Annotated in this window: 11 protein-coding genes; 5 read left to right on the top strand and 6 right to left on the bottom strand. The window is 68.2% G+C overall.

The genetic code is table 11. From position 1 onward, the window contains the following. Nucleotides 1-171: 171 nt before the first annotated feature. Nucleotides 172-990 carry an IclR family transcriptional regulator gene (locus ING98_01205; protein MCA3100465.1) on the bottom strand — a complete coding sequence of 273 codons (819 nt, stop codon included), beginning with the start codon at nt 988-990 and terminating at the stop codon, nt 172-174. Nucleotides 991-1,173: 183 nt separating this feature from the next. On the opposite strand from ING98_01205, the gene xsc reads away from it, so the two are divergent. The 5 genes from xsc (at nt 1,174) to ING98_01180 (ending at nt 7,199) form a co-directional block, all read left to right on the top strand. Next, on the top strand, nt 1,174-2,919 hold the full coding sequence (gene xsc, locus ING98_01200) for a sulfoacetaldehyde acetyltransferase (protein ID MCA3100464.1): 1,746 nt from the start codon (nt 1,174-1,176) through the stop codon (nt 2,917-2,919). 86 nt (nt 2,920-3,005) lie between these two features. Continuing rightward, nucleotides 3,006-4,433, top strand: coding sequence for an aldehyde dehydrogenase family protein (locus ING98_01195; protein MCA3100463.1), 1,428 nt, complete (start codon nt 3,006-3,008; stop codon nt 4,431-4,433). A gap of 94 nt (nt 4,434-4,527) precedes the next feature. After that, nucleotides 4,528-5,682 (top strand): aminotransferase class V-fold PLP-dependent enzyme, encoded by a 1,155-nt coding sequence (locus tag ING98_01190; GenBank protein ID MCA3100462.1) that lies wholly within the window; start codon nt 4,528-4,530, stop codon nt 5,680-5,682. Nucleotides 5,683-5,753: 71 nt separating this feature from the next. Then, the gene (locus ING98_01185; protein MCA3100461.1) at nt 5,754-6,047 is read left to right on the top strand and encodes a DUF1330 domain-containing protein; all 294 of its coding nucleotides are present in this window, start codon (nt 5,754-5,756) and stop codon (nt 6,045-6,047) included. Between the two features lie 171 nt (nt 6,048-6,218). Further along, nucleotides 6,219-7,199: a tripartite tricarboxylate transporter substrate binding protein gene (locus tag ING98_01180; GenBank protein MCA3100460.1), complete on the top strand. Its 981-nt coding sequence runs from the start codon at nt 6,219-6,221 to the stop codon at nt 7,197-7,199. 13 nt (nt 7,200-7,212) lie between these two features. On the opposite strand, the gene ING98_01175 is transcribed toward ING98_01180, so the two are convergent. The 5 genes from ING98_01175 to ING98_01155 all read right to left on the bottom strand — a co-directional run bounded on the left by ING98_01175 (nt 7,213) and on the right by ING98_01155 (nt 11,281). Next, nucleotides 7,213-8,100 carry a tripartite tricarboxylate transporter substrate binding protein gene (locus ING98_01175; protein ID MCA3100459.1) on the bottom strand — a complete coding sequence of 296 codons (888 nt, stop codon included), beginning with the start codon at nt 8,098-8,100 and terminating at the stop codon, nt 7,213-7,215. 155 nt (nt 8,101-8,255) lie between these two features. Next, entirely contained in the window at nt 8,256-9,368 is a 1,113-nt protein-coding gene (locus tag ING98_01170; GenBank protein ID MCA3100458.1) for a hypothetical protein, read from the bottom strand. Between the two features lie 2 nt (nt 9,369-9,370). Then, a complete protein-coding gene (locus tag ING98_01165; protein ID MCA3100457.1) occupies nt 9,371-9,685 on the bottom strand; it encodes a YciI family protein in 315 nt (104 codons plus the stop codon). A gap of 22 nt (nt 9,686-9,707) precedes the next feature. Continuing rightward, the gene (locus ING98_01160) at nt 9,708-10,250 is read right to left on the bottom strand and encodes a carboxymuconolactone decarboxylase family protein (protein ID MCA3100456.1); all 543 of its coding nucleotides are present in this window, start codon (nt 10,248-10,250) and stop codon (nt 9,708-9,710) included. 17 nt (nt 10,251-10,267) lie between these two features. After that, on the bottom strand, nt 10,268-11,281 hold the full coding sequence (locus ING98_01155; GenBank protein MCA3100455.1) for a tripartite tricarboxylate transporter substrate binding protein: 1,014 nt from the start codon (nt 11,279-11,281) through the stop codon (nt 10,268-10,270). Nucleotides 11,282-11,317: the final 36 nt, after the last annotated feature.

The raw sequence follows: 11,317 nt of genomic DNA, 5'->3' as shown, positions 1-11,317 counted from the left end.
TGGATTGCATGGCCACCCCGGGTTGGACCCGGCTGGCCGTTCAGCCTTCGGCCGACTCTGTGGTCCGCTCGAAGATGCTTCTGATGCTTCTGATGCTTCCGACTTGCCTGAACTGCACTGCCTTCATGTGGCCCGGGCTGCTGCGCTATGGGTCGACACTCCTTTCGTGGGTCAGGGCGCGGCACCGCTCCGGTAGGTCTCGCCGAGCGCTGCCGCCGCAGCCTCGAGTTCTGGAAGCCGCGCCAGTGCAGCCTCGATCGGCATGCGCGCGGCCGGGCCGTGCACCGCTACCGTTGCCCATACCCGCTGCTGTTCGTCGGTGACCGGTACGGCGACGCAGACGAGGCCTTCCAGGTACTCCTCGTCATCGACGCTGTAGCCGCAGGCGCGGATTCGCGCGAGCTCGGCTTCCAGCGCCGTGCGGTCGGTGATCGTGCGCGCCGTGAAGCGGGTCAGCGGCAGGTGGGCGATGAGGCGGGCGCACTGCGCGGGTGGCAGGTGCGCGAGCAGGAGCTTGCCGCTGGCAGAGCAATGCGCGGGCACGCGCGACCCGGGCTGAAGGTTCAGGCGCAGCGGGGACGCGGTCTCGACCCGGTCGAGGTAGATGATGCCGGCACCATCGAGCATCGTGAAGTTGCACGTCTCGCCCAGCGTGTCGACCAGCCGCTGCAGGATCGCGCGCCGGGCCGGGCGCGCCGCATCGTTCGTGATCAGGTCGCGGCCGAGCCGGGACAGGCGTGCGCCGACACCATAGCCCGCACCGGGAAGCCGCCGCAGCAGGCCGGCCTCGACCAGTTGGGTGAGGATGCGGTGTACCGTCGGCTTGGGCAGGCCAACCTCCGCCACGACGTCCATCAGCAGCATCGGCCGGCTCGAGCGGCCGATGGCCTCGACCACGCCGAAGGCCCGCAGCGTCGGCGAATCGGGGTCGACCGCCGTCACCGCGGCAGCGTCTGCCCTCGCATCGACCGCCAGTTGGCTCACATTCATGGCGCCAGCATAGGTCTCGAAAAACGAGACGTCAAGTCTTGGTTTTCGATTGACGTGACGAGGCCCGCGCACTATCGTTCGGGCTCGAATCGTCGCACTCAAGGAGGAGCCATGAACAAGCCCGCAGAGCCGTCGGCCGTCGCTGCATCCGCCCAGCACGTCACCACCGGCATCAAGCAGAAGATGACCCCGAGCGAAGCCTTCGTCGAGACGATGGCCGTCAACGGCGTGAAGAACGTGTTCGGCATCGTCGGATCGGCGTTCATGGACGCCCTCGACCTGTTCCCGAGCGCCGGCATCCGCTTCATCCCGACCGTGCACGAGCAGGGCGCGGCGCACATGGCCGACGGCTATGCGCGCGTGTCCGGCCAGCATGGCGTGTGCATCGCGCAGAACGGCCCCGGCATCACCAACTTCGTGACCGCGGTGGCCGCGGCCTACTGGGCGCATTCGCCCGTGGTGGTCGTGACGCCGGAGACCGGCTCGATGGGGCAGGGGCTCGGCGGCTTCCAGGAAACCGACCAGTTGCCGATCTTCTCGAAGATCACCAAGTTCCAGTCGCACGTGAACAACCCGAAGCGCATGGCCGAACACACGGCGCGCGCTTTCGACCGCGCGATGCTCGAGATGGGCCCGACCCAGCTGAACATCCCGCGCGACTACTTCTACGGCGACATCGAGTGCGAGATCAATCCGCCGATCGTCGTCGAGCGCGGTCCCGGCGGCCGCAAGAGCCTGGACGAGGCAGCCGACCTGCTGGCGAGCGCGAAGTTCCCGGTCATCCTGTCCGGTGGCGGCGTGATCATGGGCAACGGGGTCGATGCCTGCAAGGCGCTGGCAGAGCGCCTCGGAGCGCCGGTCGCCTGCAGCTACCTGCACAACGACAGCTTCCCTGCGAGCCATCCGCTGTGGGTCGGCCCGCTCGGCTACCAGGGTGCGAAGGCCGCGATGAAGCTGATCAGCAAGGCCGACGTGGTGCTGGCGCTGGGCACGCGGCTCGGGCCGTTCGGCACGCTGCCCCAGCACGGCATGGACTACTGGCCGAAGGACGCGAAGATCATCCAGATCGATGCCGACGCGAAGATGATCGGCCTGGTCAAGCGCATCGGCGTGGGGATCTGCGGCGACGCGGGCGAAGCTGCGGTCGCGCTGCTCGAGCGCATCGCCTCGCGCACGCTCGCCTGCGACGGCAACAAGGCCGACCGCGCGAAGGTCGTGGCCGCCGAGAAGGCCGAGTGGGAGAAGGAGCTCACCGACTGGCACCACGAGAAGGACGAGTGGAGCCTCGAGGTGATGAAGGGTTCCGACCGCATGCACCCGCGCCAGATGCTGCGTGAACTCGAGCGCGCGATGCCGAAGGACGCGATGGTCTCCACCGACATCGGCAACATCTGCTCGGTGTCCAACTCCTACCTGCGCTTCGAGCGGCCGCGCAGCATGTTCGCCGCGATGAGCTTCGGCAACTGCGGCTATGCGTTCCCGACGATGATCGGCTGCAAGGTCGCGGCACCCGACCGTCCGGGCGTCGCCTATGTCGGTGATGGCGCATGGGCGATGAGCTTCGGCGAGATCCTCACCGCGGTGCGCGAGCAGATCCCGGTCACCGCAGTCGTGTTCAACAACGAGCAGTGGGGCGCGGAGAAGAAGAACCAGGTCGACTACTACGACTTCCGCTTCGTCGGGTCGAACCTGACCAACCCGAGTTTCGCGGCGATCGCGAAGTCGATGGGTGCCGAAGGCCATCGCATCGAGAAGCTCGACCAGGTCGGCGCTGCCCTCGAGGCGGCCTGCAAGGCGCAGCGCGAGGGCAAGACGACCATCCTCGAGATGATGGTCACGCGTGAACTCGGCGACCCGTTCCGCCGCGACGCGCTGCAGCATCCGGTGCGCCACCTGGCGAAGTACAAGTCGACCGCCGCAAAGCGCTGAGCCGGCTTTCCCTGCAGCAGGCGCTCCGCGGATGCGAGTCCGCGGAGCGTTTCCACTTTCGAGGAGGCCCTGCGATGGGTTCGACGATGGAAGACCGGTCGGCGCGGGAAGCCGCTGCCGCCCAGACAGTGGCCGCGCTCGTGCAGCGCGCGCGCGCGGCACAGGCCGTGGCGGCGGGCTACGACCAGGCGCAGCTCGATGCCATGGTGGTCGCCTGCGGCTGGGCAATCATGGAGCCCACGCGCAACCGCACGCTGGCCGAGCTGTCGGTACGCGACACCGGCCTGGGCAACGTCGAGGACAAGGTCACGAAGAACCACCGCAAGACGCTCGGACTGTTGCGCGACCTGAAGGGCGCGGTGTCCACCGGGGTGCTGGCCGAGATCCCGGAACTGGGGCTGACCGAGATCGCGCGGCCCGTGGGCGTGGTGTGCGCGGTGGTGCCGTCGACCAACCCGGGCGCGACGCCGGCCAACAACATCATCAATGCCCTCAAGTGCGGCAACGCGATCATCCTGTCGCCCTCGCCCAAGGGCATGTCGACCGCGCGCCTGCTGCTCGAGTACATGCATGCGGCGCTCGACACCGTCGGTGCGCCGCGCGACCTGGTGCAGATGCTGCCGCAACCGGTGACGAAGGAACTGTCGCGCGAACTGATGCGCCAGTGCGACCTGGTGGTGGTGACCGGGTCGCAGGCCAACGTGCGCGCGGGCTACTCGAGCGGCACGCCGGCGCTGGGCGTGGGCGCGGGCAACGTGGCTGTGATCGTCGACGCCTCGGCCGACCTCGCCGACGCGGCGGCGAAGATCATGCGTTCGAAGACCTTCGACAACGCGACGAGCTGCTCCTCGGAGAACAGCGTGATCATCGTCGACGCGGTCTACGACGCGATGGTGGCGGCGCTGGTCGCCGAGGGCGCGGTGATGCTGTCGCCAGACGAAAAGGCGACACTCGGATGCACGATGTTCCCGGACGGGCAGCACCTGTCGTCGGCGGTCACCGCGCAGGCGGTACCGAAGGTGTGCGCGGTGGCGGGGCTGTCGCGCCCGGCGCTGTCGAAGGCGCGCTGCCTGATGGTCGAGGAGACCGGCACCGGCCCGGCCCATCCCTACTCGGGCGAGAAGCTGTCGCCGGTGCTCGCGGTCTATCGGGCGTCGGACTTCGAACATGCGTTCTCGATACTGCGCGACATCTATGCATACATGGGTAACGGTCATTCGTGCGGCATCCACTCGAAGGACGATGCACACATCGACCGCCTCGGCCGCGAGATGACGGTCTGCCGGGTCATCGTCAACCAGGCCCATGCCATCGCCAACGGCGGCAGCTTCGACAACGGCCTGCCGTTCTCGCTGACCATGGGCTGCGGCACCTGGGGGCGCAACAGCTTTTCCGAGAACCTCAACTACCGACACTTCATGAACACCACGCGGGTGGTGCGTACCATCGCGCCGCGCGAGCCCGGGCTGGAGGAGATCTTCGGCGGCCACTGGGCGCGCCACGGGCGCGGCTGAATCGGCCATCCGTGGCATCATCGAACGCGACGGGTCGTGCCCCGATAAGGGACTTCGGCCCCGATCACCCCTGAACCTGCCGGGAAGCCGCCTCGTGAACGCACCTGCCCCATCCCTCGTACCTGACTGGACCGCACTGCGCAGCGAGTTCCCGACCCTCGAGCGCTGGACCTACCTCGACGCAGCGCGCAAGACGCCGCTCGCCCGTTGCGCGGAGCGCGCGATGCAGGAATTCACCCGCGACATCTACGAGGATGCGGGCGCAGAGGCCTGGAACAGCGCGAACGTCGGGCGCACGCGCTCGCTGCTTGCGCAACTGCTCGGCTGCACACCGACATCCCTTGCCTTCACCAAGAACACGGCCGAGGGCCTGGCCATTGCCGCCCATGCGTTCGAGCTGCGCCCGGGCGACAACATCCTGCTGACCGACATGGAACATGTCGTCAACCTGTGGGTTTGGAAGCACTACGAGGCCAAGGGCGTAGAGATTCGCAAGGTCGAGAGCCGGGACGGGCGCCTGCCGATCGAGGCCTACCTCGAGAAGATCGACGCGCGCACGCGGCTGATCTCGACCGCCTATGTCACCTATGCGAATGGCTGGCGCATCGATGTCGATGCACTCGCCGAGGAATGCCGCAAGCGCGATATCCGGCTGGTGCTCGACGGGGTGCAGGGCGCGGGCATGCTCGCCCGGCGCATCGATTCGCTCGGTGCGGACTTCGTCGCCATTGGCGCGCACAAGAGCCTGCAGGGTCTCACCGGCACCGGCGTGGTCTGGTGCCGCGACGAGCTGGTGAACGAGATCCGCACCGAGTTCGTGCGTTCGCCGCAGATCGTGAAGGGTGCCGACATCGGCCAGTTCGACTATGTCGTCGAGCAGCACCGCTTCGAGGCCGGGAACCCGAACTTCCTCGGGCTGTGGGTGCTTCGACGTTCGGCCGAGTGGCTGCTGTCGATCGGGCTGCCGGCGATCGAGGGCCGGGTGCGCGACCTCACCGATTCGCTGCTCGACCGCATCGAACGCGCCGGCATCCGCACTCAGACCTCGCGCGACTGGAACAGCCGCTGCCACATCGTCAACCTCGTCGTGCCCGATGCGCTCGCCCTGCAGAAGCAGCTGCGCGGGCGCAACATCGTGGTCAACGTCAAGGACGACAAGCTGCGTGCATCGGTGTCCTTCTACAACGAGGAGGCTGACCTCGACGTGCTGATGGACGCCCTCGCCGAACTGCGCGCCACCGCGCGCTGACCAGTCGTTTACATCGTTCCATCCCAGCCGGTGCCCCGGTGCCGGCGACCCATCGACCACGGAGAAACCGCATGGCCAAGGCATACTGGATCGCTTTCTATCGACAGATCACCAACCCCGAAGCGTTCGCTGCCTATGCGAAGCTCGCGCCGCCGGCGATCACGGCCGCGGGTGGCCGTTTCGTGGTGCGTGGCAACCCGGCCGCGGTGTTCGAGATGGGCATGGACCAGCGCGTGGTGATGATCGAGTTCGACAGCGTCGCACAGGCGATCGCCGCCCACGACGGCCCGGGATACCAGGCCGCGCTGAAGGAACTCAAGGGCGGCGTCGAGCGCGAGATCCGGATCATCGAAGCGCTCGCCTGATCCGCTGCGCCGCTGCTGCGGCTGCGGCAGCGGTGGCGGTGGCGGACGCGACGGCGGACGCGACGGCGGACGCTGTTCCTGCTTCGGTTTACACTGTCGCAAGCAGGATGCGACCACGCGATTCCGGCGCCAGACTGGGCGGTGCGTGTCCTGAACCCGGAGGAGCAGGACATGGATCGACGTCTGGTCTGCATCGGCTGTGCGCTGGTGCCCGCAATGGTCGTACCGGTTGCCTTCGCGCAAGGCTATCCGGCGAAGCCGGTGCGCATCATGGTCGGCTATACGCCCGGCGGCGGGGTCGACACCACGGCGCGCATCGCCGCGCAATCGATGACCGAGGCGTGGGGCAGCCAGGTGATGGTCGAGAATCGCCCCGGCGCCGCCGGCAACATCGCGACCGAGCTCACTGCCCGCGCAGCCCCCGACGGCTACACGCTGGTGTTGTGCAACATCGGTTCGCATGGCGTGACCCCGGCGCGCTTCGGGTCGAAGCTGACCTATGATCCGATCGCCGACTTCTCGTTCCCGGCGCGGTTCGGTGGCGTGCCCAACGTGCTGATGGTGCATCCGTCGGTGCCGATGAAGAACCTGCGCGATTTCGTCGCCTATGCGAAGAAGCATCCGGGCAAGCTCAGCTTCGGCTCCTCCGGGGTGGGTGCCTCGCCGCACATGTCGATCGAGCTCATGAAGTCGATCACCGGCATCGACATCGTGCACGTGCCGTACAAGGGTGCCTCGGCGGCGCTGGCCGACGTGCTCTCCGGGAATCTCGAAGCCTCCGTGGGCAACTTCGCGGGTGCGCCGCTGAACGCGATCCGCAGCGGCCGTCTGCGCGCGCTGGGTATCACCTCCGGCGTGCGCAGCGCGCAGATGCCCGACATACCAACCTTTCGCGAACAGGGCATCGAGGGTTTCGACGTGACCGGTTGGTACGGGCTGTGCACGCAGGCTAAAGTACCTTCCGAGATCATCACGCGCATCAACACCGACGTGAACCGGATGCTCGGCACCGGCCAGGCCCTGCGCAAGCGGCTGGAGGACCAGGGCATCGACATCGCGCCGGCCACGCCCGCGGAATTTGCAGCGATGGTCAGGCAGGAGATCGCGAAGTGGACGAAGGTGGTGCGTGAGACGAAGCTGGAAGGCGACTGACCGCCGCGGCCGTTCAGTGTCCTCGGTACATCAGCGCTGAAGCCTTGCGCCAGCGCTCGATCTCCCGGCGCAGCATGGCCGCGAATTCGGCGGGCGTGGTCGGGGCAGGCTCCAGGCCCTGCAGGGCCAGCGCCTCGCGCGTGTCGGGCATTGCAAGCACTTTCAGCGTGCCGGCGTTGAGTCGGTCGAGCACCGCCGTCGGGGTCGCCGCGGGCGCGAACAGTCCGAACCAGAGGTTGAGTTCATAGCCGGGGAAGCCGGACTCGGCGACGGTCGGCAGGTCGGGCACGAAGGACGCCCGCTTCGCCGACGTCGAGGCCAGCGCACGCAGCTTGCCTGCGCGCAGGTGCGGCAGCACCGGCGCCGGCGTGCCGAACAGCAGGTCGATGCGGCCGGCAACCAGGTCGAGCACCGACAGCGCCGAACTCTTGTATGGCACATGGTTCATCTTCACGCCTGCCATCGAGGAGAACAGCTCGGTACCCAGGTGGGCGAGGCTCGCATTGCCGGCAGACGCGTAGCTGACCTGACCCGGCCGGGCCTTCGCATGGGCGACCAGCTCCTTCATCGAGGTGACGGGCACCGAAGGATGCACCAGCACGATGTAGGGAGAGCTGCCGAGCAGCGTCACCGGAGCGAAGTCCTTGATCGGGTCGTAGCTCAGTTTCTCATTGAGGCTCACCGCCACCGCATGCGTGCTGGTGGTACCGACCAGCGTCGTGTACCCGTCCGGGGCCGCGCGCGCGACGATGTCCGCGCCGATGTTGCCGCTGGCACCGGAGCGGTTGTCGATGATCATCTGCTGGCCGAAGAACTCGGACAACCGGACGGTGATCACGCGCGTTGCCGCATCGGCCGCGCTGCCGGGCGGGAACGGCACTACCACCCGCAGCGGCTTCACCGGCCAGACTGGGGCGGGCTGGGCGGAGGCAACGGCGGGCAGCGCGAGTGCGGCGATCGCTGCGAGCGCCAGGGGGGCGCGGACACGCGTTGCGCCGCATCGCTCGGGATTAACCGCGGCCCGAGTGGGCAAGCGAGAGGTGTCGTGGAGTGCATTCATTTCGAAAGAGTCTTTCCCAGGCCGCCGAGCAGGTCCATGAAGTCGCCCAGGGCGTTGAAGCGTGGCTGCGCCGCGGTATGCGGGGTCACCAGCACGTTGCGGAACCCGAGCAGTTCCTCGTCGTCTCGCGCCGGTTCCTCGTAGGGTGTGTCCAGCCCGAGGCCGCCGAGGTGGCCCGAGCGCAGCGCCGCGAGCAGGGCGTCGCGATCGACGAGTTCCGAGCGCGACGTGTTGATCAGCACCGCGCCCTTCTTCATGGCGCCGATGCGTGCGGCGTCCATGAAGCCACGGGTACTGTCGCCGAGCGGCAACTGGATGCTCACCCAGTCGCTGTCGGCGAGCAGACGGTCGAGCCCGGCGTACTCGATCGGCAACCCGGAAGCCTCCGCATCGGGAAGCGCGGTGCGCTGGTGGTAGAGCACGCGCATGCCGAAGGCCGCCGCGCGCGGCGCGAGCTCGCGCCCGATCTCGCCCATGCCCAGGATGCCGAGCGTGTCCCCGTGCAGGATGCGCAGCCCGCCGACGCCTGCCCAGTTCGAGTTGGCGGTGTGGCGCCGGTCGTAGGTGCGCGGTTCGAACCCGGCCTCGCGCAGCTGGCGCAGGCTGATGCGGCCCATCACCTCGGGCAGCCGCTTCGCCAGCGCGAGCATCAGCATCATCGTGTGTTCGGCGCAGGCGATGTTCGCGCGCCGGCGCAGCCCCAGCACCGGGATGCCGCGCTCGGCACAGGCCGCAGTGTCAATGTTGCGCAGGACCCTGCCGTATTTCTGCACTGCCCGCAGGTTCGGCGCGAGCGCGAGTTCGCGGGCCCCGATCGGGAACGACTCGACCACCAGCACCGTGGCGGTCGGCAGCGCGGCACGCAGTGCCTCGTCCGATCCGGCGAGCAGTACCCGTGACGGGTAGAGCGGGCCGGCGGCGGCTCGCGCCTGCGCGAGCCAGCCGTCGAAGTCGGCGAGATCGAGCGACAGGAAGTGGCGGAATGCCTGCACGCGTTCAGGATCGCAGCCGGGGTCGAGGATGACCTGCAGCAACCGGGGGAACGGATCGTCCTCGACCACGACGATGTGGCCGGCAGTGGGGGATACCTCGCGCGAATCGTTGCCCATCGTCAGTTTCCTTCGGCGCTGGCCGGCGCGTTCTCCGGATGCCACTGCCCGCGTCGCATCCGCGTGATCTTCACCGACCTGAACAGTCCGGCCTTGCGGAACGGTTCGTTCATCGAGAACGCCTCGGCGTCGGCGAGCGAGGGCACGTTCAGGATCAGCACGCTGCCCAGCCGGGTTGTGCCGTCCTCGCCCAGCGTCGCGCCGCCGAGCACCAGTTTGTCCTTGTGCTGCTCGAGGTAGGCGAAGTGCTGTTCCTTCACGCGGGCGCGGATCGCCAGGCTGTCGGGGCCATCTTCCTGGTAGATGATGTAGAGCATGGTTGGTGTCCTGGAGGGGGGCTCAGCGCGCGGCGGCCGGAGCGCCTTCGATGTCGATGCGCAATGCGCGCGCGACGCGGGTGTGCATGTTGTATGCGCTGATCAGCACGGTCAGTTCGACAAGCTGGCGATCGTCGAAGTGGCGCCGCATCGCCTCGCAGGCCGCGTCGTCCGGCTCGATGTCGCGCGTGATGCCGTCGGCCCAGGCGAGCACCGCGCGCTGGGCATCGGAAAAGAGGTCGCAGCCGGTCCAGTCGGCGATCGCCGCCACCTGCGCTTCGGTCAGCCCGGCCTTGAGCGCATGTGTCGGCCCGTGCACCTTGAACTGGTAGTCGGCGCCATTGAGCACCGATACGCGCAGGATCGCCAGTTCGTTGAACAGGGCGGGGACCGACGTGCGATAGCGCACCGCGCTGTTGAAGTCGAGCCATGCGCCGGCAAGTGGCGGGCTGTTCAGCAGCACCTTGTACAGGTTGATCAGCCGACCGCCGCGCTCGGCCTTGAGGTGGTCGATGAGCGGTGCCAGCGTGGCATCGTCTTCGCGGATCAGTGGTACGCGGGCCATGCGTTTCCTCTCAGGCTTCAGTCGGCACGGATACGTGCGGTGCGCACGACCTCTGCCCAGCGGGCGATCTCGGCCTTCAGGAAGGCCGCGAACTGCTCCGGCGTGTTTCCCACCGGTTCCGCGCCGAGCGCGGTCAGGCGTTCGCGCATCTCGGCGCTGCGCACATGACGACCGACTTCGGCACCCAGGCGCGACACGATCTCCGCCGGCGTGCCTGCGGGCGCGAGCAGGCCGAACCACACGTTCACCGCATAGTTGGCGATGCCGGCCTCTGCCATGGTCGGCACGTCGGGCACCAGCGGCGAGCGGGCCGGGCCGGTGACCGCCAGCGCGCGCAGCTTGCCGGCCTTCACCAGAGGCAGCGTGATCAGCGTGTCGGTGAACCCGAGCATCACCTCGCCGCCGAGCAGGGCGCTGACCCCGGGCGCACTGCCCTTGTACGGGATGTGCAGCATCTTGACCCCGGCGAGGCTCGCGAACAGTTCGCCGGCGAGGTGTTGCGCGCCGCCGTTGCCACCCGAGGCGTAGGTCATCTGCCCGGGACGGGCGCGCGCCAGGCCGATGAGTTCCTTCACGGTCTTCACCGGCAGCGACGGGTGGACCACCAGCATGTTGTTCACGGTGGCGACCAGCGAGATCGGCGCGAAGTCGCGCAGGGGATCGAAGCCGACCTTCGGGTCCAGACTGGGCGCGACCGCGAACGAAATCGCGACCATGTTCAGGGTGTAGCCGTCCGGTGCCGAGCGGGCGGCTGCGACCGTACCGACGTTGCCGGCGGCACCGGGACGGTTGTCGATCACCACGGTCTGGCCGAGGGCCTCGCCGATCGCCTGAGCGACCGATCGCCCGAGGATGTCGGTCGGACCGCCCGGCACGTAGGGCACGATCATCCGGATCGGTTTGGCTGGGTAGCCACCGGGCAGCGGGCCGCGCGGCTGGGCGGACGCGTTCGTGGCATGCAGGCAGGCCCCGACGGCGCACAGCATTGCGAGCGGCAGGGCTGCGGGTGGCGACACCACGGCGTGCTTCATCGGCTTTCCTCCGGACGAGAATGCGTACGATCTCGG

It is taken from the genome of Rhodocyclaceae bacterium (assembly GCA_020248265.1).
Lineage (GTDB): Bacteria > Pseudomonadota > Gammaproteobacteria > Burkholderiales > CAIKXV01 > CAIKXV01.
The sequence above is the reverse complement of the archived record's forward strand: the minus strand, read 5'-3'. Positions and strand labels throughout refer to the sequence as shown.